Source organism: Streptomyces aurantiaciflavus (assembly GCF_049808595.1).
In the GTDB taxonomy this organism is placed as follows: Bacteria; Actinomycetota; Actinomycetes; order Streptomycetales; family Streptomycetaceae; genus Streptomyces.
In genome coordinates, this window is sequence record NZ_JBNCAQ010000034.1 from 67,478 (window position 1) to 91,748 (window position 24,271).

At 71.5% G+C, this 24,271-nt stretch carries 25 protein-coding genes; 17 read left to right on the plus strand and 8 right to left on the minus strand.

Going from position 1 to position 24,271, the window contains the following annotated elements; translation table 11 throughout:
- Positions 1–125 precede the first annotated feature (125 nt).
- The gene (locus ACPT94_RS32715; protein WP_360344472.1) at positions 126–1,049 is read left to right on the plus strand and encodes a GntR family transcriptional regulator; all 924 of its coding nucleotides are present in this window, start codon (positions 126–128) and stop codon (positions 1,047–1,049) included.
- On the opposite strand, the gene ACPT94_RS32720 is transcribed toward ACPT94_RS32715, so the two are convergent.
- A complete protein-coding gene (locus ACPT94_RS32720) occupies positions 1,039–1,221 on the minus strand; it encodes a hypothetical protein (RefSeq protein ID WP_425247465.1) in 183 nt (60 codons plus the stop codon). The genes ACPT94_RS32715 and ACPT94_RS32720 overlap by 11 nt on opposite strands.
- Positions 1,222–1,447: 226 nt before the next feature.
- On the opposite strand from ACPT94_RS32720, the gene ACPT94_RS32725 reads away from it, so the two are divergent.
- Complete coding sequence (locus ACPT94_RS32725) at positions 1,448–2,323, plus strand: GntR family transcriptional regulator (RefSeq protein ID WP_360344478.1); 876 nt, start codon at positions 1,448–1,450, stop codon at positions 2,321–2,323.
- Complete coding sequence (locus ACPT94_RS32730) at positions 2,323–3,072, plus strand: HAD family hydrolase (RefSeq protein WP_360344481.1); 750 nt, start codon at positions 2,323–2,325, stop codon at positions 3,070–3,072. Before ACPT94_RS32725 ends, ACPT94_RS32730 begins: the two co-directional genes overlap by 1 nt.
- Here ACPT94_RS32730 and ACPT94_RS32735 read toward each other — a convergent pair.
- The gene (locus ACPT94_RS32735; RefSeq protein ID WP_425247466.1) at positions 3,063–3,245 is read right to left on the minus strand and encodes a hypothetical protein; all 183 of its coding nucleotides are present in this window, start codon (positions 3,243–3,245) and stop codon (positions 3,063–3,065) included. The two genes, ACPT94_RS32730 and ACPT94_RS32735, sit on opposite strands and share 10 nt — an antisense overlap.
- Positions 3,246–3,419: 174 nt before the next feature.
- On the opposite strand from ACPT94_RS32735, the gene ACPT94_RS32740 reads away from it, so the two are divergent.
- The 5 genes from ACPT94_RS32740 to ACPT94_RS32760 all read left to right on the plus strand — a co-directional run bounded on the left by ACPT94_RS32740 (position 3,420) and on the right by ACPT94_RS32760 (position 10,117).
- Positions 3,420–4,283 (plus strand): GntR family transcriptional regulator, encoded by an 864-nt coding sequence (locus tag ACPT94_RS32740; RefSeq protein ID WP_360344487.1) that lies wholly within the window; start codon positions 3,420–3,422, stop codon positions 4,281–4,283.
- Between the two features lie 310 nt (positions 4,284–4,593).
- A complete protein-coding gene (locus ACPT94_RS32745) occupies positions 4,594–6,783 on the plus strand; it encodes a phosphotransferase family protein (RefSeq protein WP_360344490.1) in 2,190 nt (729 codons plus the stop codon).
- 47 nt (positions 6,784–6,830) lie between these two features.
- A complete protein-coding gene (locus ACPT94_RS32750) occupies positions 6,831–7,448 on the plus strand; it encodes a TetR family transcriptional regulator (protein WP_360344492.1) in 618 nt (205 codons plus the stop codon).
- A gap of 70 nt (positions 7,449–7,518) precedes the next feature.
- On the plus strand, positions 7,519–9,567 hold the full coding sequence (locus tag ACPT94_RS32755; protein ID WP_425247467.1) for a HelD family protein: 2,049 nt from the start codon (positions 7,519–7,521) through the stop codon (positions 9,565–9,567).
- Positions 9,568–9,625: 58 nt separating this feature from the next.
- The gene (locus tag ACPT94_RS32760) at positions 9,626–10,117 is read left to right on the plus strand and encodes an HAD domain-containing protein (protein WP_360344498.1); all 492 of its coding nucleotides are present in this window, start codon (positions 9,626–9,628) and stop codon (positions 10,115–10,117) included.
- On the opposite strand, the gene ACPT94_RS32765 is transcribed toward ACPT94_RS32760, so the two are convergent.
- Entirely contained in the window at positions 10,086–10,973 is an 888-nt protein-coding gene (locus tag ACPT94_RS32765; protein WP_360344501.1) for an NAD(P)-dependent oxidoreductase, read from the minus strand. The genes ACPT94_RS32760 and ACPT94_RS32765 overlap by 32 nt on opposite strands.
- Before the next feature lie 49 nt (positions 10,974–11,022).
- Here ACPT94_RS32765 and ACPT94_RS32770 point away from each other — a divergent pair, with 49 nt between their 5' ends.
- From ACPT94_RS32770 to ACPT94_RS32790, 5 genes are all read left to right on the plus strand, one after another.
- Positions 11,023–11,361 (plus strand): winged helix-turn-helix transcriptional regulator, encoded by a 339-nt coding sequence (locus ACPT94_RS32770; protein ID WP_425247468.1) that lies wholly within the window; start codon positions 11,023–11,025, stop codon positions 11,359–11,361.
- A 91-nt stretch (positions 11,362–11,452) separates the two neighbouring features.
- A complete protein-coding gene (locus tag ACPT94_RS32775) occupies positions 11,453–12,319 on the plus strand; it encodes a GNAT family N-acetyltransferase (protein WP_425247469.1) in 867 nt (288 codons plus the stop codon).
- Positions 12,320–12,453: 134 nt separating this feature from the next.
- A complete protein-coding gene (locus tag ACPT94_RS32780) occupies positions 12,454–12,915 on the plus strand; it encodes a helix-turn-helix domain-containing protein (RefSeq protein WP_425247470.1) in 462 nt (153 codons plus the stop codon).
- A gap of 89 nt (positions 12,916–13,004) precedes the next feature.
- On the plus strand, positions 13,005–13,673 hold the full coding sequence (locus ACPT94_RS32785; RefSeq protein WP_425247472.1) for a hypothetical protein: 669 nt from the start codon (positions 13,005–13,007) through the stop codon (positions 13,671–13,673).
- A 178-nt stretch (positions 13,674–13,851) separates the two neighbouring features.
- Positions 13,852–14,187 carry a DUF2516 family protein gene (locus ACPT94_RS32790; RefSeq protein ID WP_360344516.1) on the plus strand — a complete coding sequence of 112 codons (336 nt, stop codon included), beginning with the start codon at positions 13,852–13,854 and terminating at the stop codon, positions 14,185–14,187.
- A 156-nt stretch (positions 14,188–14,343) separates the two neighbouring features.
- On the opposite strand, the gene ACPT94_RS32795 is transcribed toward ACPT94_RS32790, so the two are convergent.
- The 3 genes from ACPT94_RS32795 to ACPT94_RS32805 form a co-directional block, all read right to left on the minus strand.
- Entirely contained in the window at positions 14,344–15,723 is a 1,380-nt protein-coding gene (locus ACPT94_RS32795; protein ID WP_360344519.1) for a PP2C family protein-serine/threonine phosphatase, read from the minus strand.
- Positions 15,724–16,045: 322 nt separating this feature from the next.
- Complete coding sequence (locus tag ACPT94_RS32800; RefSeq protein WP_360344522.1) at positions 16,046–17,131, minus strand: C40 family peptidase; 1,086 nt, start codon at positions 17,129–17,131, stop codon at positions 16,046–16,048.
- A gap of 397 nt (positions 17,132–17,528) precedes the next feature.
- Complete coding sequence (locus ACPT94_RS32805; protein WP_360344525.1) at positions 17,529–18,314, minus strand: class I SAM-dependent methyltransferase; 786 nt, start codon at positions 18,312–18,314, stop codon at positions 17,529–17,531.
- Positions 18,315–18,585: 271 nt separating this feature from the next.
- Between ACPT94_RS32805 and mshA the strand changes: the two genes are divergently transcribed.
- Complete coding sequence (gene mshA, locus ACPT94_RS32810; RefSeq protein WP_360344528.1) at positions 18,586–19,923, plus strand: D-inositol-3-phosphate glycosyltransferase; 1,338 nt, start codon at positions 18,586–18,588, stop codon at positions 19,921–19,923.
- A gap of 5 nt (positions 19,924–19,928) precedes the next feature.
- Positions 19,929–20,429: a type III secretion system chaperone family protein gene (locus tag ACPT94_RS32815; protein ID WP_360344531.1), complete on the plus strand. Its 501-nt coding sequence runs from the start codon at positions 19,929–19,931 to the stop codon at positions 20,427–20,429.
- A gap of 44 nt (positions 20,430–20,473) precedes the next feature.
- Here ACPT94_RS32815 and ACPT94_RS32820 read toward each other — a convergent pair whose 3' ends face one another.
- Complete coding sequence (locus tag ACPT94_RS32820) at positions 20,474–21,295, minus strand: helix-turn-helix transcriptional regulator (RefSeq protein WP_360344534.1); 822 nt, start codon at positions 21,293–21,295, stop codon at positions 20,474–20,476.
- A gap of 49 nt (positions 21,296–21,344) precedes the next feature.
- On the opposite strand from ACPT94_RS32820, the gene ACPT94_RS32825 reads away from it, so the two are divergent.
- Positions 21,345–21,779: a DUF2000 family protein gene (locus ACPT94_RS32825; protein ID WP_360344537.1), complete on the plus strand. Its 435-nt coding sequence runs from the start codon at positions 21,345–21,347 to the stop codon at positions 21,777–21,779.
- Between the two features lie 137 nt (positions 21,780–21,916).
- On the opposite strand, the gene ACPT94_RS32830 is transcribed toward ACPT94_RS32825, so the two are convergent.
- Positions 21,917–23,179: an MDR family MFS transporter gene (locus ACPT94_RS32830; RefSeq protein ID WP_360344540.1), complete on the minus strand. Its 1,263-nt coding sequence runs from the start codon at positions 23,177–23,179 to the stop codon at positions 21,917–21,919.
- Positions 23,180–23,342: 163 nt separating this feature from the next.
- Here ACPT94_RS32830 and ACPT94_RS32835 point away from each other — a divergent pair, with 163 nt between their 5' ends.
- On the plus strand, positions 23,343–24,104 hold the full coding sequence (locus ACPT94_RS32835; protein WP_360344543.1) for a phosphoglyceromutase: 762 nt from the start codon (positions 23,343–23,345) through the stop codon (positions 24,102–24,104).
- The last annotated feature ends 167 nt before the right edge of the window (positions 24,105–24,271 follow it).

Here is a 24,271-nt window from a genome sequence, read left to right on the forward strand (position 1 = left end):
AGTGTCGGGAAGCTTGACCATGTTGTTGAAGTTGGCAGCCAACTTCACTGTACTTATGTCCGCTTGGAAGCGTCCTATAACCATCTCTCCTTGAACTGCCACAAGATGGCGGGAAGTTGTAGTGTTTGGTCGTGGAGCCGGAACATGCCTCCGTCAATGGGCGGAAGGGCCGTGAGCGGACGTCGAGGCCGCAGCGGACCCACCAGGACGTGGCCGACGAGCTGCGCACCCGGATCAGGACCGGGGTGCTGCAGCCGGGCCAGCGCATGCCCACGCAGGCGAAACTGGCGGACGAGTTCGGAGTGGAGCGCGGCGCCGTGCGTCAGGCCCTGCGCATCCTGCAGTCGGAGCACCTGCTCACCAACGTCTCCAAGGGAGCGCCGGCGATGGTCGCCCCGGATCTGGGGGCGAGCGCGCTGCTGGCCGGGCCGGGAGCGCCGCCGCAGCCCACGATGGTGGCGCTGACCCCGCGCATCGCGGACGCCTTCGCGGCGCCCCACGTGGAGATCGACGCCCTGTGCCTGACGGCGGTCTCGCTGACGCTCGCGATCGGCGAGCCGCTGCGGCGGATCCACGCGGGGGAACTGAAACCGGCCAAGATCGACGTACGGGTCCTGCTGCCGTCCCGGGACATCGACCTCGCCTTCCCGGCGCCGGTGGACGCCTCGGCCGGCGAGCGGCTGCAGCGCCACTGGCTGGCCCACCGCAACGCCCAGGGCCAGGTGCTGCGGCACAACCTGCTCACGCTGCGCGAGACGCACGGCATCGACGTCGATGTCAGCTTCCGCGCGCTGCCGTTCACCCCGCCGGTCAAGCTCTACGTGCTCAACGGGGCGGAGGCGCTGTTCGCGTACTACACGGTCAAGCGGCGCGAGCAGCAGATCGGTCACGAGCAGTTGGAGATGTACGACGCCGAGGGCACGCGGTCGGTGCTGTTCGCCTTCGAACAGGGCGCCGGGCCGCGTGACACGACGTTCGTGGAGCAGTCGCTGCTCTGGTTCAACGCGCTCTGGGAGACGATCAGTTCGGAGCTGGTGCTCACGAGCTGACGGCCGGCCCGGTGACCAGGAGAGCGAGGATCACGGCGCCGGCCGAGCTCATCGTCGGCCTCCGGCACTTGATGCCGACGGTGAGCAGGAGCAGGCCGATGGTGCCGGCGGTGCCGTACTTCCACTGGACGGTCTGCTCGAGGACGGCGGAGAGGAGGGTGAGGGCGGGCATGGTGGTTCCTCCCTTCGGAGCCGGGGATCTGGCGGGTGCTGCGCGGTACGGGCGGTGCTGCGCGGTACCGGTGGGACGGGCGCTCGGCGATATGGGAGACTCGGAGGCAAAACTTCCGCCAACTGAGCCAAGTTGGCAACCAACCTCGACTAAGTTGTCCCCACTTGGCAACAAGTGCTAAACAACTTCACGGCAACTCCCCAAAGATGGGTGGAAGTTGTAGCGTTTGGTCGTGACTCAGGAGAACGCGGTAGTGAACGGCAGCAGAAGGCTCTCGCCCCAGGAGATCGCCGACGTCCTGCGCGAACGCATCCGCGTCGGAGACCTCAAGGCGGGCGACCGCCTGCCCACCCAGGCCGAGCTCGCGGACGAGTTCGGCGTGGAGCGGGGTGCCGTGCGCCAGGCCCTGCGGGCACTCCAGGACGACGGCCTCCTCACCAACGTCAGCAAGGGCAGCCCACCGCGCATCGCGGAGCCGGCCCCGGCCCGCGACGAACCCCAGCCCACGATGGTCGCCCTGGCCCCCCGCTTCACCGAGGCCTTCGCGGCCCGCCATGTGCGCATCGACGCGGCCTGCCTCACCGCCGAGAGCCTCATCCCCGCCCTGGGCGAACCGCTCCGGCTGATCCACGGCGGCGAGCTCCGCCCGGAGAAGATCGACGTCCGCATCCTGCTGCCGTCCCGCGACATCAACCTCGCCTTCCCGGTCCCGGTCGACGGCCGCGGCGACGACGACCCGGTCCACCAGCGCTGGCTGGCGATGCGCAACGCCCAGGGCCACGTCCTGCGCCACAACCTGCTCACCCTGCGCACTCACGGCATCGACGTGAACGTCACCTTCCGCGCGCTGCCGTTCACCCCGCCGGTGAAGCTGTACCTCCTCAACGAGCAGGAGGCGCTGATGGCGTACTACATGGTCACGCGGCGGGAGGAGTCCACCGACGAGGGCGTCCTCGACATGTACGACGTGCTGGGCACCGAGTCGCTCCTCTTCTCCTTCGAGAAACGGGCGGGCCATCGCGACGCCGCGTTCGTGGACGAATCCCAGAAGTGGTTCGACGCCCTCTGGGAAACCATCACGTCGGACCTGACACTCTCCTAGTGACTTCTGATACGAAGCGGACTGAAGCGGTGACACCCGCCGCCGAGAACGAGACCGCCGAGCTGCGGGAACTGATCGCGCGTGCCCGAGTCGTGCTCTGGGACTTCGACGGGCCGATGTGCAGGCTCTTCGCCGGTCACTCGGCGAAGAGCGTGGCTGCGGGCCTGGTGGAGTGGCTCGAGGGGCGGGGCCTGCGCAGCCTGCTGACGGAGTCCGAGCGGGAGACGCTGGATCCTCAGGTCGTCCTGCGCGCTGTGGACCGCAGGCATCCGGGCAGCGACCTGGTGGCGGAGCTGGAGGAGCGTCTCACCCAGGAGGAACTGCGAGCCGCGAAGCTCGCGATGCCCACGGCCTATGCCGACCCCCTGATACGCACCTGGACCGCCGTGGGCGCTCGGCTCGCCATCACCACCAACAACTCCGCCCGGGTGGTGGGCACGTACCTGGAGAGCCGGGGCCTGACGTCCTGCTTCGCGCCTCATCTCTACGGCCGCACGCAGAACCTCCATCACCTCAAGCCCCACCCGCACTGCCTGAACCGAGCTCTGAACGCCATGGGTTCGGCCCCCGGCGACGCCCTGATGATCGGTGACGCCGACACGGACTTCCAGGCCGCTCAGGAGGCCGGCGTTCCGTTCCTCGGCTACGCGCGCAACGAGCAGAAGGAGAAGCTGCTGAGGGGAGCGGGTGCCCGGACCGTGGTGAACTCGCTGGAGCCGGTGCTGAGGGCAGTCAGGCGTCAGGCCTGAGTCATGAGGACCATCAGCACGACGGCGGCCCCGACGGCCAGGCCGTTGCGCCGCGCCCTGATGCCCACCCCCAGTACGAACAGCAGGATCAGGCGCAGCGCGCCGAGTTTCTCCTGGGTCAGCATGCCGACGGCGATCTCGAGCAGGCCCCGCAGTGCCGCTGATGCAACCATTTCCCCTCCAATCACCAGCCACTGTCAGTGAAGCCTGCAACTACCGGTCCAATTGGACTGGTAGTTGCACAGTGGATGTCCCCGGGCCTGCTGATCCTTAAGCAAAGGGCAACACGCCAGGTCGGCTTGACTGAAAGTGGTTTGCCAGTGGACCAGTGGCGGTACGGTCGCCTAGTGGACGCACAGCGGAGTGGCGACGGCGGTGGCGGCAGGGAGTTCCAGCGGATCTCCGACGAACTACGCGCCCGCCTGGCCGACGGGGCGTATCCGCTGCACTCGTTCCTGCCGTCCCAGCGGGATCTGGCCGAGGAACTCGGGGTCTCCCGGGACACGGTCCAGAAGGTCCTGCGGGCACTGGTCGAGGAGGGATGGATCGAGTCGCGGCGAGGGAGCGGGTCGCGCGTGGTGAGGACGCCACCGACGCAGCCCTCGCCGGGCACGGAGGGGCGACTGCGGGGCGGCAGCCTGGGGCCGTTCCTCCAGGATGCCTTCGAGAGCCCCGAAGTGACCCTGGATGTCTTCTCGCTGACGTCCGAGTCGCTGGACGCGCATCTGCGGGTGCAGGCGGAACGGGTCTTCAGCGGCACCCTCGGGCTCCAGAGCATCGCTCTGCGTCTGATCCTGCCCTCGGAGGACCTGTCCCTGCCCTATCCCCGGGTCAAGCGCGATCCGGAGGACCTGCGGCTGAGGGACCGTCTGCACGTCATCACCCGGCGGTCGACGGAATCGATGCGAGGGCTGTTCAGGGACCTGGAGGCATTCGTCCCGTCCGTCAGCCTCCAGATCCGCCACGCTCCGCTGACGCCCGTTTTCAAGCTCTTCCTGCTGAACCGGGCGGCTCTGCTGGCCCCCTACGAGGTGATCGAGCGTGAGATCCCGCTCGGCCCCGGCGTCAAGATCCCCGCTTTGGACGTGCTGGGATTCGGGGCGCCGCTCACCCACCACGTCAAGGACTCCGACCCGGACTCGGGGCAGTCGGTCTTCGTCGACAGTTGGCAGAGGTGGTTCGACTCGGTCTGGAACCGGCTGGCCGAGTAGCGGCCCGCCGGCCGACGGGCCGGTGGCGGTCCGCCGGGAGCCGAGGGGCGTCACACCGACCACACAGGACCGTGATGTCCCTCTCATCACGGTGCGCTAGCATGCCCCAATCCTTCGAGCAACCGCTCCGGTTCGTACGTAAGGGATGGCGTACACGCCAACCTTCGGCAGCGTCACGAAGAGGGAGGGCACCACCCGTTGCGCTCATTCCTCTGTGACTCCAGTCGTGTCGTCTGCCACCTGGGATTACCGTTTGTCCTGATTGATCCCGTCACCCTTCCCTTTCCGTGCTAGGACCTCGGAGCGGCCAGTGGGCGCGACGCCCGTTTCCCCTCTCGTCGCCGGGGAGCACGCCACCAGTGTCCGCCCCCGTGCCCTCTACGGCGCCTTCGCCGAGACGGCCGCCCGATCGGGCCGGACGAGCCATGGCTTTCACCACCACAACCACGTCCTCGCGGTGACGGAACCCGTGGCCCGGCTGCTCGGCTGCGCCCCGGGGATCACCGTGGTCGTGCGCATCCCGCGCGCCGACGCGCTGCCCGTGGTGATCAGGACCTGGCGGAACGAGGCGTCGATCCTGCGCGCTGTGAAGGACGTGCTGCCCCACGTGCCGGAGTGCCTCTTCGAGGGCGACGGGTACGCCATCCACAGTCATGTGGACGGCGTGCCGCTGTCCAGCGTCTGCGCGCCCGGCAAACCGGTCGACACCCTGTTCGTACGGGCGGCGACGGGCCTCCTCGCGGAGACGGCCCAGGTGCGCCTCCGGGCCCTGCCCGCGCTGCCGGCCGGATGGCCCGCCCACCACGCCGACAGCCAGGGTTTCCTGAAGACCCTGGCCCGGTGCGCCGACGAGCAGATCCGCAAGCCGAACTGGGCCCGGTTCGGCGGCCTGTTCAGGGCGCTCGGCGTCCCCGACGACGCGCTGACGGCGTTCGCCGCGAGGGTGCCCGCGATGGCGCGGCGGCCGTACAGCCTGCTCCATGGGGACATGCACCGGGACAACCTGATCGTGTCCTTCGACGGCGACCGGCCCCTCGTCTGCGTCGACTGGGAGCTGGCGACCTACGGCGACCCCCTGCACGACCTCGCCACCCATCTGGTCCGCATGCACTACCCGGAGTTCCAGTGGGGTGAGGTGATCGAGGCCTGGGCGCAGGCCATGCGGCGGGTCCGCCCGGCGGCCGTTCAGGGCCTGGCCAAGGATCTGCGGCACTACATCGCCTTCGAGCGCGCGCAGTCCGTCTACCCGGACGTGATGCGCGCGGCCCAGTCCCTGGAGCACCGGCACGACCAGAAGAGCCTCGACATGGCGACCGAAGCGGTACGGCAGGCCCTGGAGGCGGCGGCGGAACCCCTCGGCCTCAGGAACGTACCGAGCGAGCGGGAGATCGGACGCATCCTCTACCGCTGGCAGGCCTCTCGCCGCAGCAGCGGTCCGGGACTCGTGGGCAGGGACTTCGACTGGCAGCCCGACGAACGCGTGCCGGAACGCGCCGACTTCCCCCGCGCCTGCGTCGGTGACGCGCTGCTGGCCGAGGGCACGGCGCCGGCCAGCCGGGTGCTGAAGGGCACCACGCACTTGAACACGGTGGTCCACGTGCCCGGTGTGGCGGACCCCGTCGTGGTGCGGCGCAAGGTCTCCGACGTCTGCCCCCGGGAGCGCGGCTTCCTCAGCGAGCACGCCGTCCTGCGGGAGATCGAGAACTCGCGCGCGGAGGTGGCGGCGCCGAAGATCCTCGCGCTGGGCTGGAGCCACCAGGGCGAGCCCTTCGCCGTCCACACCTACGTCGGGCCTCCCGACCCCGACCGGGCGCCGGTCCACCCCGTGCACGGGCTGCTGCCGCGCGAGGCCGACGGACTGGTCGACCAACTGCGGGCCCTGACGGCAGTGGACTACTACCAGGTCGATCCGACGGCCGGCGAGGGCGGCTTCTTCACCTGGCTGAGCGGCCAGCTGGTGTCCTTGGTGCGCGACCTGCCCAAGCAGTCGCAGCAGGTGGCCCGCTTCCTCGGTCTGCCCGACGCGGACCGGCTGGAGCAGATCCTCTCGAGGCATTCGGTCAGTCCGAGGGACCCCGCTCTGCTGCACGGCGACCTGAACCCGTGGAACCTGGTGCGCCGTGCCGATTCCCTGGCGCTGACCATCATCGACTGGGAGATGGCCCTGGTCGGCGATCCCCTCTACGACCTGGTCCGGCACATGCACCTCACCCCCACCCGGCCGGAGATCCGCGACCGCATGTTCCGGCGCTGGGAGGAGACCCTCGATCCCCGTCACACCAAGGACTGGAGGCGGGACTGGCGCGTCTACCGGTGGATCGAGATCGTCCGGTCCGCCTACGTCGACCTGGACCGACTGGTGACCGGGGCGAGCCTGGACGCCCCCAACGTGCGCCGGGCCGTCGAGTCGTACGCGATGACCCTGGCGGCGGCCACCGGCTTCCTGGGGCTGTCCGCACGGCCGAAGGCGAACCCGTACCTGGCACGGGCGCTGGCGTAGGGAGAGGGACGGGCGGACCGTCCGCCCGGGCTGCGTAGGCTCCCTCCATGACCACCCCCGGCCTGCGTGAGCGCAAGAAGCAGCGGATGTTCCGGACCGTGTCGGACATCGCCGTCCGGCTCTTCGTCGAGCGCGGGTTCGACGCGGTGTCCGTCGCCGAGGTCGCGGCGGCGGCCGAGATTTCCAAGCCGACCCTCTTCCGGTACTTCCCCGCGAAGGAGGACCTCGTCCTGCACCGGATCGCCGATCACGAGCGGGAGGCGGCGGAGGTGGTCGACCGGGCGCGGGCGGAAGGGGCCGCGCCGCTGCCCGCCCTGCGCCGGCACTTCCTCGACGGGCTGGCCGCCGCCGATCCCATCACCGGTCTCAACGACCATCCCGACGTCCGCGCCTTCCACGCCCTCCTCTACGGCACCCCCGCCCTCGTCGCCCGCCTCCACGCCCATCTGGAACGCTCCGAGGCCGCGCTCGCCGACGCCCTCGGCGGCGATCTCGACGCCCGGCTGGCGGCCGGCCAGATCGTCGCCGTACGGCGGATCCTCGCCGTGGAGAACTGGCGGCGGATCGAGGCGGGGGAGCGGGTGGCGGACGTACGGCCGCAGGCGGTGGCGGCGGCCGTGCGGGCGTTCGAGGCGCTGGAGGCGGGGTTGCCGCGTCTCGCCTGAGCCCCAGCCACCTGTTTGAGGCCTGGTAAGAAACTTAACTCGGTTATGTTATTTGGGTACGCTCGTCGGCATGACGTCACCCGAGCCCGCGCCGAAGGACCTTCGCCCCTCCCTCCTCCAGGAACGCGCCCACCACGACGCCTGCCGCGCCGCCCTCGCCGCGATGCTGGCGGGCGCCGACCTCCAGGTCGTCACCGGCGAGGACGTCTCCGCCTCCGGTGCCGACGCCGAGGCCCTCGGGTACCGGCTGCGCAGCCAGGCCAAGGCCCTGCGCGAACTCCCCGCAGGCCCGCTCTTCTTCGGCCGGCTGGACTTCGCGGAGGGCGCCGGCGGCGAGCACGACGGCCTCAGCCACCACATCGGCCGGGTCCGCGTCAGCGAGCACCCCGCCGCCCCGCCCCTCGTCGTCGACTGGCGCGCGCCCGTCTCCCGCGCCTTCTACCAGGCGAGCGCCCACGACCCGCAGGGCGTCGCCGTCCGCCGCCGTTTCGGCTGGGCGCCGGGCAGCCGGGGCGACTCCGCCGACCTGACCGGTCTGGAGGACGAGCACCTGGACCAGGGCGAGTCCGGGACGAGCACGATCGTCGCCCGTGAGATCGAGCGCCCCCGGACCGGCCCGATGCGGGACATCGCCGCCACCATCCAGCCCGAGCAGGACGACCTCGTACGAGGTGAGCCGGCCGAGTCGGTGTGCGTGCAGGGCGCCCCCGGCACCGGCAAGACGGCTGTGGGCCTGCACCGGGCCGCGTACCTCCTCTACACCCACCCCCAGCGCATCCGCCGCGGCGGCCTGCTGATCCTCGGCCCCCACCGCACCTTCCTCTCCTACATCGCCGAGGTACTGCCCTCCCTCGGCGAGACGGGCGTCCGGCAGTCGACCCTCTCCGACGAGATCGCCCGCCACCCGGTGACCGCGACCGACCCCGCCCGCACCGCCGCCGTCAAGCACGACCCGCGCATGGCCGAGGTCCTGCGCCGGGCGCTGTACGGCAGGGTGACCGCCGAGCACGCCGACGACCTGACGGTGCCGGACGGTTCGTACCGCTGGCGGGTCGCGCGGGAGGAACTGGCGGCCGTCGTGGCGGGCGTGCTCGCCGAGGAGCCGCCCTACGAGGTCGGGCGCGAACGTGTACGGAGCCGGATCGTGCGCCGGATCCAGGAGCAGGCCGAACGGCGCGGCGGGCCGCGCCCGGCCGCCTGGCTGCGCCGGATCGAACGGGCCCGGCCGGTGAGCGCCTGCGTGGACGCGGTGTGGCCGAGGGTGCGACCGGAGGAGGTGCTCGCCGGGCTTCTCTCCGACCGGGAGGGGCTGGCGTGGGCGGCGGACGGCTCGCTGACCGGGGAGGAGCAGGAGGCCCTGCTCTGGTCCCGCCCGCCCCGCTCGACCAGGTCGGCCCGCTGGACGTCCGCCGACCTCGTCCTCCTCGACGAGGTCGCCGGGCTGCTCGAACACCCCGAGGGCTACGGCCATGTCGTCGTCGACGAGGCGCAGGACCTCTCCCCGATGGAGTGCCGGGCCATCGCCCGCCGGGTGCCCTTCGGCTCGCTCACGGTGCTGGGCGACCTCGCCCAGGGCACCACACCCTGGTCCGCACAATCCTGGCGGACCCTGATGAGCCACCTGGGCAAGCCGGACGCGGCGGTGGTCCCCCTGACCACCGGCTTCCGCGTCCCCGGCGCGGTCCTCGACCTCGCCAACCGCCTCCTCGCCCGCCTCGACACCGACGTCCCGCCCGCCCGCTCCCTCCGCGGCGACGGCGAACTCCGTGTCCGCCGGGCGGACGGCGACGTAGCGGAGGCGGTGGTGTCGGCCGTGCACGACGCCCTCACCCACGAGGGCTCGATCGGCGTGATCACGGCGGACGCCGACGCCCTCCGCATCCGCACGGCCCTCACCGCGGCGGGCATCGAGACCGCGACCGGCCCGGACGACCCGGCCGCCCGTGTGACCGTGCTCCCGGCGACCGCGGTCAAGGGCCTCGAGTACGACCATGTCGTCGCCGTCGAACCCACGGCGATCGCGGAGGCGGAGGAGCGGGGGCTGAACCGGCTGTACGTGGTGCTGACGCGGGCGGTGTCGCGGTTGGAGGTGGTGCACGCGAAGGAACTGCCCTGGTAGCGGGCGGGGCGTGGTGGGGATGGTCGCGCGGGGGTGACCTGGGCGACCCTTGACGGTGATGCTGCTCTTCCTCGACGTCGACGGGCCGCTGATCCCCTTCGGCGGGACCACCCCGTACCCGGTGTACGAGCCCCGCTCGGCGGCCGGTCGGCCCTCGCACCCGCTCCTGCCCCGCCTCGACCCGTCCCTCGGACCCCGTCTGCGCACGCTGGGCTGCGAGCTGGTGTGGGCCACGACCTGGCGGGACGACGCGAACGCCGTCGTGGCGCCGTGGCTCGGCCTGCCCTCGCTGCCGGTGGTGGACTGGCCGGAGACGCCGACCCCGCGCGCCCTGCACTGGAAGACGCAGGCCCTGGTCGCCTGGGCGGGCAGGCGGCCCTTCGTCTGGCTCGACGACGAGATCACCGCCGCCGACGACGCCTGGGTCACCGCCCACCACCCGGCCCCCGCCCTCCTGCACCGCGTGGACCACCGCCTCGGCCTCACCGACCGGGACTTCACGGTGCTGGAGGAGTGGATCAGCTCCTGCCGTGGGCCAGCAGTTCGCTGACCCGCAGGAATCCGTCCGTTCCGTGTCCGAGTGCGACGACCCGGCGGGCCTGGCCCTCGATCGTGCGCATCACGCTCGCGTCGATGCCGTGGCTCTCGGAGGCGTGGACGATATGGGCCATGGAGGAGACAGCGGAGGTGATCGGGTTGAGCCGGCCGGAGTACGTGCCGTCGTCGGCGTCCCCGGCGAACTCCTCGAAGAGCGGCGGCAGGATCGCGGCGATGCCCTGGGCGAAGGGGGCCAGCTCACGCGCGGTGATGCCCTCGGCCCGGGCCACCGCGACGGCGTGCGCGAAGCCCGCCATGGCCGTCCAGAAGATGTCCAGCAGGGCGACGTCGTGCGCGGCGGCCCGGCCGATCTCCTCACCGAGGTGGGTGTGGGTGCCGCCCAGCGTGTCCAGGACGGGGCGGAGTTCCCGGTACAGCTCCTCGGGGCCGCTGTGGATGAACACCGCGTCCGGCGTACCGATGCTCGGCGTCGGCGTCATGATCGCGCCGTCCAGGTACCGGATACCGTGCCGTGCGGCCCAGTCGGCGGTGTCCCGGGCGCGGGCCGGGGTGTCCGCGGAGAGGTTCACGACGGTACGGCCCTTGAGCTCGGCGGCGACCGGCTCCTGCCGCAGGACCGCGTCGGCGGCGTCGTAGTCCTGCACGCACACCACGGTCAGCGGGCTCGCCCCGACGGCCTCCCACGCCGTGTCCGCCACCACGGCTCCCCGCCCGGCCAGGTCCCCTTCCCGGCCCGGGGTCCGGTTCCAGACGGTGGTCCGCAGGCCCGCGTCCACGAACGCCCCGGCGAGCGCCCGCCCCATGGGGCCCAGCCCGAGGACGGTGACGGAGGAATGCGATGTGGGCATGGTTCAACTCCCTTATGATTACGGTTAATTGATGGCAAAAGGGGTGCGAGTGACCAGGAAGCGTGCCAAGGACCTGAACGTCTGCGGAGTGGCCGCCGCGATCGCCGTGATCGACGGCAAGTGGAAGACCAGCCTGCTCTGGCTGCTGGAGTCCGGCCCGCACCGCCCCGCCGAACTGCGCCGGCGCTTACCGGGGCTCAGCGAGAAGGTGCTGACCCAGGCGCTGCGGGAGATGGAGGCCGACGGCCTGGTGCACCGCGAGGTGCACGACGTCCTCCCCCTGAAGACCGTCTACTCCCTGACCCCTTTCGGCCGCGAACTGTCCGAGGCCCTGGCCCCCCTCTCCGACTGGGGCCACCGCAGGCTGGACCGCCTGGCCGCCTCCTGACCACCTGTCACCAGCGTCGCGGCCCGGGCGCGAGCTGCCAAGTACCCACAAAAAAGTGGGTATGGGGAGAGCGGTTCGGCAGCATGACGGCATGCGACTTCAGCAGTACGCCGGCCCGCAGGAACTGCGCGCCATGCAGAGCCTGGCCACCCGTGTCTTCCCGCGGACCGGCTACCACCACATCGGCGACCTCGCCTGGAACCGGTGCCTCGCGCTCGGCCGTGAGGAACACTGCCCCACGGCGGTCTGGGAGCGGGGCGGGGAGACGCTGGCCTGGGCCTGGCTGGAGTTGCCCGACGGGGCCCTGATGGTGCAGGTCGATCCGGCCCACCCGGAACTGGCGGGCGACGTCCTCGCCTGGGCCGAGCAGAAGGCGCCCGGATTACTGACCGTCGAGGTCGCCGGGACCGAGACCCATCTGGTCGAGGCGCTGAATCGGCGCGGATACCGGCAGGCGGCCGACGGCCCGTTCATGGCCTGTCTCACCCGCCCCCTCACCGCGCTCCCGGCGATCCCGCCCCTCCCGGACGGCTATGTGATCCGCCCGCAGCGGGACACCTCCGACGTGGCCGGCCGCGCGGCGGCCCACCGCGCCGCCTTCGGCTCGCCCCGGATCACCGCCGAACGCCACGCCCGTATGCGCGACACCTGGCCCTACCGCCCCGAACTCGACCTGATCGTCGTCTCTCCCGCCGGTGACGTCGTGGCCTACTGCCAGGGCTGGTACGACGACACCAACCGCATCGGCGCCTTCGAACCGGTCGGCACCCACCCCGACCACCGCCGCCGGGGCCTCGCCCGAGCCGTCTGCACCGCCGTCCTGCACGCCTTCGCCGCCGCCGGCGGCCGCCGCGCCGTCGTCCAGGCCCGCGGCGACGCCGACCACCCCGCACCCAAGCGGTTGTACGAGTCGATGGGCTTCCGGGCGTACACGCGCACATACGCGTATCTGGCGTGAGCCGACGTCGCCCCGGGGGGCGAGGGCGACCGCGGGGGGACCGCAGGGGGACTGCGGGGAGACGTGGGCAACGCCACGACACTTTTGCAAGCAGGTGCTTGCAAAAGTTAGCGCCAGTGGGGCACGCTGGAGGCATGGCATCGCTCAACGTCGGCAATCTCGGTGAGTACCTGCGCGAGCAGCGGCGAAACGCTCAGCTCTCGCTGCGGCAGCTCGCCGATGCCGCCGGGGTGTCCAATCCGTATCTGAGCCAGATCGAGCGCGGGCTGCGCAAGCCCAGCGCGGAGGTGCTGCAGCAGGTCGCCAAGGCGCTGCGGATCTCCGCCGAGACGCTGTACGTCCGCGCCGGCATCCTCGACGCCGAGCGGGACGGGGAGGAGCGCCGACGGGACGGAGCGACGCGGGCCGTCATCCTTGCCGATCCCACGCTGACCGAGGCGCAGAAGCAGGCGCTGCTGCAGATCTACGAGTCCTTCCGCAAGGAGAACGGATTCGCGGCCGGCGACGGCGCGAAGGACGCCCAGGACGACGCCGCCGAGGCCGGATCCCGCACGGCCGGTGGCGCCGACGCCGATCCGCAGCAGACGGCCAGTTGACCGGACCAGGGGACCGGCCGCCCGACTGCGGACCCGCACCAACCGACATCGACGAACGCGACGAACGCGAATACCGGAGGACCATCACCATGGCCATCACCGACGACCTGCGCAAGACCTTCACCGACCCGACTCCGCTCTACTTCGCCGCCGGCACCGCCGACCTGGCCCTCCAGCAGGCGAAGAAGGTCCCGAGTCTGGTGGAGCAGCTGCGCACCGAGGCCCCGGCCCGGTTCGAGGCCGTGCGCAACACCGACCCCAAGGCCGTCCAGGAGAGGGCCGCCGCCCGCGCCAAGGAGGCCGGCGCCAGGGCCAAGGAGGCGCAGGAGAGCTTCCAGACCAAGGTCGGCGAGTTCCTGGGCGCCCTCGACGGCGACCTGAAGAAGCTCGGCAGCACCATCGACGCCGACCTGAAGAAGCTCGGCGAGTCCGCCCAGGACCTCGCGCTGCGCGGTGTCGGCGTCGCCGCCGAGTACGCCGTGAAGGCCCGCGAGACCTACGAGAAGGTCGCCGAGCACGGCGAGCACGCCGTGAAGACCTGGCGCGGCGAGGCCGCCGAGGAGATCGAGGAACTGGCCATCGCCGTCGAGGGCAAGGGCGAGCCGAACGCCGAGACGGTCGAGGTCAGGGACGAGCCGAAGCCCGCCACGGCCGAGGCCAAGTCCGAGCCCGCCACGGCGAAGAAGACGACTCCGCCCGCCAAGAAGGCCCCGGTCCGCAAGACCACCGCGAAGAAGACGACTCCGCCCGCCAAGTGACGACCAGGTGAGACCGACGGCGCGACGGACGCGACGGATACGCGGACGGATACGGCGACGGGCCGGGCACTCGGGGAGTGCCCGGCCCGTTGTTCGGGTAGTGAGAGCGCGGTTGCGGGTACGGTGACCGCGTAAGGACGAGCGAGTCGTACCGATTCGGGTGGTGGACGTAGTGCTGATGCAGGGGTTCGCAGACTTCATGTCGCTGCTGAGCCTGGCGCTGGTCGTGTTCAGCGGCTTCGCTCTGTTCGACGCGGCCATCCGCCGTGAGGACGGCTACCGGGCGGCGGACAAGCAGACCAAGCCGTTCTGGATGATCATCCTCGGGCTCGCCTTCGTGGTGAACCTGATCTTCCCCATCCTGTCGTTCCTGCCGGTCATCGGCCTGGTCGCGACCATCGTGTACATGGTCGACGTCCGCCCCGCCCTCCGCTCCCTCCCGGGCGGCGGCCGCAGCCGCAGAGGCGGCTCCAGCAGCGACGGCCCGTACGGGCCGTACAACGGCGGCAGGTAGAGGCCCTGTCGGGGGGCGACCCGCAGGGGCGCAGCCCCAAGTCCGGCGCGGGGCAGTGCCGACATGCGGCTCCGCCACGGGGCGCGGCCAGCCCACGGACGGCCCGCGCGGACAGCGCACTGCCGCACGGGGAACGGCGGGTTTCCGCAGCAGGCCCTAAGGCACCCGATCCAACAGCACGACCGCCACGTCGTCGGTCAGCTCACCCCCATTGAGCTCCCGCACCTCGTTCACCGCCGCACGCAACAGGTCCTCTCCCCGCAAACCCTCGGAGAGCTGGCGGCGGATCATCTCCACCATGCCGTCCTGCCCCAGCCGCTCCCGGCCCTGCCCGATCCGCCCCTCGATCAGGCCGTCGGTGTACAGCATCAGGCTCCACTCCGCGCCCAGCTCGACCTGCATCCGCGGCCAGCGGGCGCCCGGCAGCAGACCGAGCGCGGGACCGTTGTTGTCGTACGGCAGCAGCCGGGCCGGCCGGTCCGGGCGGGCGATCAGCGGCGCCGGGTGGCCGGCCAGGCACAGGCCCGCGCGACGGCCGTCGGGAGCGATGTCGACCGTGCACAGCGTCGCGAAGATCTCGTCGTCGTCGCGCTCGTGCTCCAGCACCTGCTGCAGCGTGTTCAGCAGCTCGTCCCCGCAGAGGCCGGCCAGCGTCAGCGCCCGCCAGGCGATCCGCAGCTCCACGCCGAGGGCGGCCTCGTCCGGGCCGTGTCCGCAGACGTCACCGATCATGGCGTGCACGGTGCCGTCCGGGGTGCGGACGGTGTCGTAGAAGTCGCCGCCGAGCAGCGCGCGTGAGCGGCCGGGGCGGTAGCGGGCGGCGAAGCGCAGCGGGGAACCCTCCAGCAGGGGCGTGGGCAGCAGCCCCCGCTCCAGGCGGGCGTTCTCCTGCGCGCGCAGCTTGCCCTCGGCGAGTCGGCGCTCGGCCGTGTCGGAACGCTTGCGCTCCACCGCGTACCGGATCGCCCGGCTCAGCAGCCGTCCGTCCAACTCGTCCCGGAACAGGTAGTCCTGGGCGCCCACACGCACCGCCTCCGCGCCGCGCTCGGCGTCACCGGACGCGGTGAGCGCGAGGACGGCGTGCCGGGGCGCGAGCTCCAGCACGTGCTTGAGCACGGCCAGTTCGCCCTCGTCGGCGGTGCGGCCGGGCGCCGGCAGCGCGAGGTCCAGCAGGATGCAGTGGACGTCGTCGGTGAGCAGCCGCGCGGCCTCGGTGAGGTTGCGGGCGGTGCGCACACGGATCGGCTTCCCGGCCGAGTCGAGCAGGTCGGGGACGATCGGGGCGGCCGTGGGGTCGTCCTCGATCAGCAGCAGGGTGAGGTTGGTGTGGGTGGCGGCGCTCACGTCGTGGGGGACGCCGTCGCCGGGTGTGGCGTTGTCCCCGACCGTCGCTTTCCTCGCGTCGTTGCGATCGTCGTTCCGGTCGTCCGTGGGCGGGACTTCTTCCTTGGAGGGGCCGCCGCCTGCGGGCGAGGCCTGCGCCTGACCACACTCCACGGCTGGGATCCCTCTCTGCCGCGGTACGGGTACGGGCATCGTGTTGGGTTCCTTCCCTCCCCCCGAGGGCACGGCGGGGTCGAGGGACCTCGATCCGCCGACGGGGACCATAGCGGCAGAAGGCGCCACAGCGGAATGGTGTGCGCCACGCCTCTTGATCTCAGACCGCTGTCATATGCCGCCATACCTACCGCAGTTGGGCGGGGTAGGAGGGGTGCGGGGATGACGAACGTCACGTCGGCGCAAGGTTTGTCGGCCGGGGCACGTGCCCTGGATCACATGGCCGCCGTCACGTGTGCCCGTCCCGCTGTCACCCGTGCCCGCCCCGCCGTCACATGTGCCCGTCCCGTCGGCGCGGGCCTCACGCGTCCGGCCGCACCACACCGAGGATCGGCATGGAACCGGCCCCCGCCAGCGTGATCGTCCGGCCCGGGCGCGGGGCGTGGACGATCGTGCCGTCGCCCACGTACAGCGCGACATGGCTGGCGTCGTCGAAGTAGATGATCAGGTCGCCGGGGCGCATGTCCTTGACGTCGACGTGCGTCAGCTGCCGCCACTGCTCCTGCGAGGTGCGCGGGATGGCGACGCCGGCGTCCGCCCAGGCCTGGGAGGTCAGGCCGGAGCAGTCGAAGGAACCCGGGCCTTCGGCGCCCCACTCGTACGGCTTGCCGATCTGGGCGGTGGCGTACTGGACGGCCTGCTGCCCCTGCGTGGTGCCCTTGGCCTTGAGCTCGTCGAGTATGCCGGTGTCCAGCCAGGCGGTCTGCGCCCGCTGGGCGGCCTGTGCCTGGAGCTGGGCGAGGCGCTCCTTCTCCTCCTTCTCCAGCTGGGACTCGAGCTTCTCGGCTTCCGAGATCTGCTTCTCGATCTTCTTCTGGGCCTCCGCCTTGGCCTTCCGGTTGGTCTCCAGCTTCTGCCACTGGGCGGAGGCGTCCTTGGCGTACTGCTCCAGGTCCTGCTGAGTGCGGGTCAGTTCGCCGAGCAGCCCCTGGGTGGCCCGCTGTCCTTGGATCACCCGGTCGGCGCCGTCGAGGAAGTCGCTCGGGTCGTCACTGAGCAGCAACTGGGCCTCGTCCGGCAATCCGCCACCGCGGTACTGGGAGCTGGCCGCCCTGCCCGCGCGGTCCTTCAACTCGTCGAGCTTCTCGCGGCCCTTCACGATCTTCTTGGCCAGCTCGACGATCTCCTTGGACTGCTTCTCGGCCTTCTCCTCGGCCGCGTTGTAGGCGTCGGTGGCCACCGCGGCGTCGTGATAAAGCGTGTCGAGCTTCTCGCGGACCGCCTCGAGGTCCTTGCTGTGCGTGGGCGGTGGGGTCAGCGTGGGAGCGGTCGTCGGCGCGGGCGAGGGGGCCGGACTCGCGAACGCCGTGCCCGGCACCGCCAGCACGGTGACCGCGCAGACCACCGTCACGGCCGCCGCGATCAGGCCGCGCTTGCCCGTACCCATACGTCCCCCAAAACTGATTTACCGTCAGTAACTTACGGTCGCCTGGGGGATCGTGCCATGACACGCCGGAAAACGACAGAGGCAGTCCTTCCCCCGGCCCCCACCCCGCCATGACGATCTCCCGGTCTTTGTGACGAACACCTCACGGAGATCGTTCCCGTCCCGGCGGGTCGACAGAGGGGGAACTGGCCGTCCGCGCCGGGCACCCAGGCTGTCGATGCCGGGCAAACGGGCCGTCGGCACCACGTCAACGGGCCGCCGGCACCACATGAAAGGGCGGTCGGCAAAGGCGAAACGGGCTGCGGCGTCAGCGCAGGCGGAACGGGCTGCGGCGTCGGCACGGGAGAAACGGGCGGCGGCATCCGCGCACGGGAAGCGGGCTGCGCCGCGGTCTTGCTCACCCCCGCGGTGCCAACGCCTCCCACCTCACCGTCACTTCCCCCTGCCGCCACCGCACCGGTCCGTCCGTCACCGGCCAGTCGGCCGTCAGGTCCCGCACCGCGCGGATCCACCGCTGACGGGCGCCGTACGACGCGTAGGGCGCCGCCGCGGCCCAGGCACGGTCGAAGTCGCGGAGGAAGGCGTGCACCGGCTCGCCCGGCACATTGCGGTGGATGAGGGCCTTCGGGAGCCGTTCCGCCAGGTCCGAGGGCCGTTCCAGGGACCCCAGCCGGGTCGCGAAGGTGACCGTCCGCGGGCCCCGCGGACCGAGCGCGACCCACACGTGCCGCCGCCCGATCTCGTCACAGGTCCCCTCGACGAGCAGTCCCCCACGGGAGGTCGCCGTCGCCGGCGCGAGCCGCGCGCACAGCCGCTCCCACACACCGGCGACCTGGTCCTCGTCGTACTGCCGCAGCACATTGGCCGCGCGGATGAGGTGCGGCCGCCCGGCCACCGGGATCTCGAAGCCGCCGTGCCGGAAGTCGAGCCCCTCACGCTCGTACGGCTTCGCCGCCGCGACCCGCGCCGGTTCGATCTCGACGCCCACCACGCGCGCGTGGGGCGCGACGGAGCGCAGCCGCGTGAGCAGTTCGACGGCCGTCCAGGGGGCGGCGCCGTAGCCGAGGTCGACGGCCACGGGCCCGGTGGCGCGGCGCAGCTCGGCGCCGTGGACCGCGGCGATCCAGCGGTCCATGCGGCGCAGCCGGTTCGGATTCGTCGTCCCGCGTGTGACCGTGCCCACGACGGAGGTCCCCCCGCTCGAGCGAAGCCGAGAGTGGGGGAGGGCCGGGACACGGGATGGCATGCCTATGAGGGTATGCGGTGAGCAGGGAAGCGGGGCCCGGCCGGACGCACCCGGGTCTCGAACGGTTGAGCGACCCCGGTAACGCCTAGGCAAAAACCGTCCCGGAGAGGATCCGGGCGGAATGGGAATGCCCTCATCCGCTGTTCCACCCCTTGGAGGGCGCCCCACACCCTCCGTCCGGCATGCCCGCAGCAAGGAGGAACGCCACGTGAGCCAGTACGTCAACAGGCTCGGGCGTCGCTCTACGGCGGCACCCTCACGGCTTCGGCTGCACCGCCGCCCCCGCCGTGTCGCGATGCTCTCCGTGCACACCTCCCCACTCCACCAGCCCGGCACCGGGGACGCCGGCGGCATGAACGTGTACATAGTGGAGCTGGCGCAGCGCCTCGCCGCGATCAACATCGAGGTCGAGATCTTCACGCGCGCCACGACCGGCGGCCTCCCGCCGGCCGTCGAACTGGCCCCCGGCGTCCTTGTCCGGCACGTGGACGCGGGCCCCTACGAGGGCCTCGCCAAGGAGGAGCTCCCCGCCCAGCTGTGCGCCTTCACCCACGGCGTGATGCAGGCCTGGGCCGGCCACCGCCCCGGCTACTACGACCTCGTCCACTCCCACTACTGGCTCTCCGGCCACGTCGGCTGGCTCGCCGCCCAGCGCTGGGGCGCCCCCCTGGTGCACGCCATGCACACCATGGCCAAGGTCAAGAACGCCAACCTCGCCGACGGCGACACCCCCGAGCCCGCCGCCCGCGTCATCGGCGAGACCCAGATCGTCGACGCCGCCGACCGGCTGATCGCCAACACGGCGGAGGAGGCCGACGAACTCGTACGCCACTACCACGCCGACCCCGTCAAGGTCGCCGTCGTCCACCCCGGCGTCAATCTCGACCGCTTCAGCCCCGCCGACGGCCGGGCCGCCGCCCGCGCCCGCCTGGACCTTCCCCAGGACGCCCTGATCCCCCTCTTCGCGGGCCGCATACAGCCCCTCAAGGCCCCCGACGTCCTCCTGCGCGCCGTGGCCGTCCTCCTCGACGAGCGCCCCGAGCTGCGCTCCCGTGTCGTCGTCCCCGTCGTCGGCGGCCCCAGCGGCAGCGGCCTCGCCAAGCCGGAGGGCCTGCAGAAGCTGGCCGCCCGCCTCGGCATCTCCGACGTCGTACGCTTCCGGCCGCCCGTCGGCCAGGAGCAGCTCGCGGACTGGTTCCGCGCCGCCTCCGTCCTCGTCGTCCCCTCCTACAGCGAGTCCTTCGGCCTGGTCGCCATAGAGGCGCAGGCGGCCGGTACGCCGGTGCTCGCGGCGGCCGTCGGCGGCCTCCCGGTGGCCGTACGCGACCAGGAGACGGGCTTCCTCGTCGAGGGGCACGACCCGGCCGCCTACGCGCGCGTGCTCGCGCGTTTCGCCGACCACCCCGAACTCCCCGCCCGCATGGGCGCGGCCGCCGCCCGGCACGCCCAGTCCTTCGGCTGGGACACCGCGGCCGCCGCCACCGCCGACGTCTACACGGCGGCGACCCAGTCCCACCGCCGTCGCGTACGCTCCCACCATGGGTGAGCGTCATGGCTGAGGAAGAGAAGGCCGCACAGGTCATCGAGGGCGTCCTGAAGGACACCGAAGTGGAGTGGGAGAGCCCCGAGCCCGGCACGTACGTCGTCCAGCTCCCCGGCACCCGCAAGCTGAAGACGACGGTCTCCCTGATCGTCGGCCGCCACTCCCTGTCGCTGAACGCCTTCGTCATCCGCCACCCCGACGAGAACGAGGCCGGCGTCCACCGCTGGCTCCTGGAACGCAACCTCAAGCTGTATGGCGTGAGTTACGCCGTCGACCCCCTCGGCGACATCTACGTCACGGCCCGCCTGCCCCTCTCCGCGGTCACCCCCACCGAGACCGACCGCCTCCTCGGCCAGGTCCTGGAGGCCGCCGACGGCGCCTTCAACACCCTGCTGGAGCTCGGTTTCGCCTCCGCGATCCGCAAGGAGTACGCCTGGCGGGTCTCCCGCGGCGAGTCCACCCGCAACCTGGACGCCTTCAGCCACCTCACCCAGCGCCCCGCCGACTGAAGTGCTCTGACCCGCTGTCAGCCTTCGGAGGCCCGCGAGCGGCGTCAGGCGGCGGACAGTCCGTACCGCCCCGGGGTCACCCCCACCAGCTTTCGGAAGTGCCGGGTGAGGTGGGCCTGGTCGTAGAAGCCGGCGGCCACTGCGACCTCGCCCGCCGGCCGCCCGTCCAGCAGCAGCCGCCGGGCCCGGTCGACCCGGCGGGCGGTCAGGTACTGGTGCGGTGCGATGCCGTACGCCCCGCTGAACGCGCGTACGAGATGGGCGGGATGGGCCTGGAGCAGCCCGGCCGCCTCGTCGAGCGACACGCCCTCGACGAGGCGTCCGTCGAGAAGGTCGCGCAGACGGCGCGCGAGGACGGGGTCACGGCGCGTCCCCCGTACCGGGTCCGTGGGCCGCAGATGGGTCCGCAACCGCTCGCCGACGAACGTCAGCCGGCTGTCGGCCTCCAGCTCGTCCCCGGGCCGGGCGAGCGCCGCGTGCAACTGTCCGACCCGCCGCCGTAGCAGGGGGTCGCGCAGGTCGGGCCCGTCCACGGCGGGCCCGATCAACTCCTCCCCGAGCACGCTCGCGTCCAGGTACAGCACCCGCTTGCGGAAGCCGTCCGGGGTGGCGGGGGAGCCGTTGTGCGGCACGTGCGGCGGCAACAGCGACACCGTGTCGTGCGGTGTGCCGTGCTCGTGCCGGTCGAGCTCGTACCGTACGGCCCCGTCGTCGACGATGAGCAGCGTCCAGGCCTCGTGGACGTGCATGGGGTAGGCGTACTCGGTGAAGTGCGCGTGGAAGACCTCCACGACGCCCGGGACACGCGGGCGCCAGGCGGAGACGTCGGCGGTGGGCTGCGCGGCCCTGTCCTGAGCGGCGGCCATGCAAAGAACGTACAAGACGGTGCCGTACGCCGGACGGCAGTCTCGGACCATGAGCGACGCACCGATTCCACCGATCCGCTTCGACACGAAGATCGCCGTCCTGCTGCGCGAGGACCTGGAGACCTGGCAGCGCCTGAACGTCACCGCGTTCCTGGTCAGCGGCCTGGGCACCCAGCTCCCCGAGGTGATCGGGGAGCCGTACGAGGACGCGGACGGCGTCCCCTACCTGCCGATGTTCCGCCAGCCGGTGCTGGTCTTCGAGGGCACGAAGGAGACGCTGACGGCGGCCCACGCGCGCGTGCTGTCCCGTGCCCTGCCGCGCGCGGTGTTCACCGGCGACCTCTTCGCCACCGGCAACGACCGCGACAACCGGGCGGCGGTGCGGGCCGTGCGGACGGACGACCTCGACCTGGTGGGGCTGGCGGTGTACGGACCGCGGAACGCGGTGGACAAGGCGCTGAAGGGGGCGCGGATGCATCCGTGAAGAGGCCCCGACTCAGGCGGCGCTTCGAGCGGCGCCCGAGGCGGTGATGCTTCACACGGTGCTTCAGGCGGTGGCCCGTACGGTGCTTCAGGCGGTGGTCCGTACGGTGCTTCGGGCGGTGCTTTGAGCGGCGCTTCTCAGGCCGGGGTGACCTCGGGCCTGGCGGCGCTCGGTCCGGTGGCCGCGTCCTCCTCCTCCACGTCCGCCGGCAGTCGACGCATCAGCACCCAGTACCCCGCCCCCGCGACCGTCCCGACGACCGCGCACAGCCCCCACAGCCACTCCGCCCCGAACCGGTCGATGACGAAGCCCGACAGCAGCGGCGCGACGAGGGACGCCACAGCCCACGACATGGTGTACATGCCCTGGTAGCGGCCCCGCCCGTGCACGGGGGAGAGACGGACGACGAGCCCGGTCTGGGTCGGCGCGTTCACGATCTCGGCGAGGGTCCACACGCAGACGGTGAGCGCGAAGACGCCGACGGACCCGGCGAAGGCGGTGAGCCCGAAACCGTACCCGGCGAGGAGTGAGGAGATCACCAGCAGCCGCCGCGGATCCCGGTGCTCGATGAACCGCGTGACCGGGATCTGCAGGGCGACGATGAGGACGCCGTTGACGGCGATGGCCATGCCGTAGTCGGCCGGTGTGAACCCGGCCGCGCCCATCGCCACGGGCAGCCCGATCGCGCCCTGCTGGAAGACGAACGCGATCAGGAAGGACAGCCCCACGAGCCCCATGAACCGCCCGTCGCGCACGACGGTCCCGAGCCCCACGGCGTCCTGAGAGACGGCCTTGGCCGTCTGCTGCGGCCGCGACTCGGGCACCTTGAGGAAGACGACGACCGCACAGAGCAGGGTCATGCCGGCCTCGATGAGGAACCCGGCGAGATAGCTGACCTCGGCGATGAACCCGGCGCCCATGGAGGAGACGGCGAACCCCAGGTTGATGGCCCAGTAGTTGAGCGAGAAGGCCCGGACCCGGTCCTCGGGCCGCACGATGTCGGCCATCATCGCCTGCACGGCGGGCCGGGAGGCGTTGGAGGCCATGCCGACGAGGAAGGCGACGGCGGCGATGGCGACGGGGTGGTGCACGAACCCGAGCAGCGCCACGGAGGCGGCGGTGGAGGTCTGGGCGACGAGCAGCGTGGGCCGCCGACCGAGCCGGTCGGCCATGACACCCCCGCCGAGGGACGAGACGACCCCGCCCAGCCCGTGCAGCGCGGCGACGAGACCGGCGTAGGAGGCGGAGTACCCGCGGTCGAGCGTCAGATACAGGGCCATGAAGGTGGCGACGAAACCGCCGAGCCGGTTGACGAGGGTGCTGGTCCACAGCCACCAGAACTCGCGGGGCAACCCGGAGACGGTTTCACGGGCGGCACGTCTCAGGGAGGCGACGGACATGGGTGGATCCCCCGAATGTAAGCGGCGCTGGCGGTATCCAGAACTTACGAGGGGAGGCCCGGCCCAGGCCACTCAATTAACAAACCCAGTCAACCGTCCGCCCCCTGTCCGCCCTTCGAGCCGGGGGCACCGGCCCCCAAACCCTTGGATTACGCTCATACGCATGGCCGACGCACCGTACAAGCTGATCCTCCTCCGCCACGGCGAGAGCGAGTGGAACGCGAAGAACCTGTTCACCGGCTGGGTGGACGTCAACCTCAACGAGAAGGGCGAGAAGGAGGCGGTCCGCGGCGGTGAGCTGCTCAAGGACGCCGGCCTGCTCCCTGACGTGGTGCACACCTCGCTCCAGAAGCGAGCGATCCGCACCGCACAGCTCGCTCTCGAAGCGGCTGACCGTCACTGGATCCCGGTCCACCGCAGCTGGCGCCTGAACGAGCGCCACTACGGCGCCCTCCAGGGCAAGGACAAGGCCCAGACCCTCGCCGAGTTCGGCGAGGAGCAGTTCATGCTGTGGCGCCGCTCGTACGACACCCCGCCCCCGCCCCTCGAGGACGGCACGGAGTTCTCCCAGTCGAACGACGCGCGCTACGCGACGATCCCCCCGGAGCTCCGCCCCCGCACGGAGTGCCTCAAGGACGTCGTCCTCCGCATGCTCCCCTACTGGTACGACGGCATCGTCCCCGACCTCCTCACGGGCCGCACGGTCCTCGTCGCCGCCCACGGCAACAGCCTCCGCGCCCTCGTCAAGCACCTCGACGGCATCTCCGACGCCGACATCGCGGGCCTGAACATCCCCACGGGCATCCCCCTGTTCTACGAACTCGACACCGACTTCAACCCGGTGACCCCGGGCGGCAAGTACCTGGACCCGGAGGCGGCAGCGGCCGCGATCGAGGCGGTCAAGAACCAGGGCAAGAAGAAGTAAGCACCCACGTATAAGCCCCCTACCTGCGAATTCACCGCCGGTGGGGGGCTTGTTGTTGGGCTGGGGCCGTCTCTGGGCCGTGGTCAGGCAAGCCTCGTGACCCACGGCGCTGGCCCCGTGCGCTGTTGAGGCCCTGGAGGCTCGTTCGGAAGATCGGAGGCGTGCAG

Bases quoted from the DNA above. Each gene is read 5' to 3' on its own strand.
- ACPT94_RS32800 (WP_360344522.1), bottom strand. From the start codon at position 17,131: ATGGGTACGGGCAAGCGCGGCCTGATCGCGGCGGCCGTGACGGTGGTC.
- ACPT94_RS32755 (WP_425247467.1), top strand. From the start codon at position 7,519: ATGACGTCACCCGAGCCCGCGCCGAAGGACCTTCGCCCCTCCCTCCTC.
- ACPT94_RS32795 (WP_360344519.1), bottom strand. From the start codon at position 15,723: ATGCCCGTACCCGTACCGCGGCAGAGAGGGATCCCAGCCGTGGAGTGT.
- ACPT94_RS32785 (WP_425247472.1), top strand. From the start codon at position 13,005: ATGGCCATCACCGACGACCTGCGCAAGACCTTCACCGACCCGACTCCG.
- ACPT94_RS32790 (WP_360344516.1), top strand. From the start codon at position 13,852: ATGCAGGGGTTCGCAGACTTCATGTCGCTGCTGAGCCTGGCGCTGGTC.
- ACPT94_RS32825 (WP_360344537.1), top strand. From the start codon at position 21,345: ATGAGCGACGCACCGATTCCACCGATCCGCTTCGACACGAAGATCGCC.
- ACPT94_RS32775 (WP_425247469.1), top strand. From the start codon at position 11,453: ATGCGACTTCAGCAGTACGCCGGCCCGCAGGAACTGCGCGCCATGCAG.
- ACPT94_RS32820 (WP_360344534.1), bottom strand. From the start codon at position 21,295: ATGGCCGCCGCTCAGGACAGGGCCGCGCAGCCCACCGCCGACGTCTCC.
- ACPT94_RS32780 (WP_425247470.1), top strand. From the start codon at position 12,454: ATGGCATCGCTCAACGTCGGCAATCTCGGTGAGTACCTGCGCGAGCAG.
- ACPT94_RS32735 (WP_425247466.1), bottom strand. From the start codon at position 3,245: ATGGTTGCATCAGCGGCACTGCGGGGCCTGCTCGAGATCGCCGTCGGC.
- ACPT94_RS32830 (WP_360344540.1), bottom strand. From the start codon at position 23,179: ATGTCCGTCGCCTCCCTGAGACGTGCCGCCCGTGAAACCGTCTCCGGG.
- ACPT94_RS32720 (WP_425247465.1), bottom strand. From the start codon at position 1,221: ATGCCCGCCCTCACCCTCCTCTCCGCCGTCCTCGAGCAGACCGTCCAG.
- ACPT94_RS32765 (WP_360344501.1), bottom strand. From the start codon at position 10,973: ATGCCCACATCGCATTCCTCCGTCACCGTCCTCGGGCTGGGCCCCATG.
- ACPT94_RS32760 (WP_360344498.1), top strand. From the start codon at position 9,626: ATGCTGCTCTTCCTCGACGTCGACGGGCCGCTGATCCCCTTCGGCGGG.
- ACPT94_RS32835 (WP_360344543.1), top strand. From the start codon at position 23,343: ATGGCCGACGCACCGTACAAGCTGATCCTCCTCCGCCACGGCGAGAGC.
- ACPT94_RS32750 (WP_360344492.1), top strand. From the start codon at position 6,831: ATGACCACCCCCGGCCTGCGTGAGCGCAAGAAGCAGCGGATGTTCCGG.
- ACPT94_RS32815 (WP_360344531.1), top strand. From the start codon at position 19,929: ATGGCTGAGGAAGAGAAGGCCGCACAGGTCATCGAGGGCGTCCTGAAG.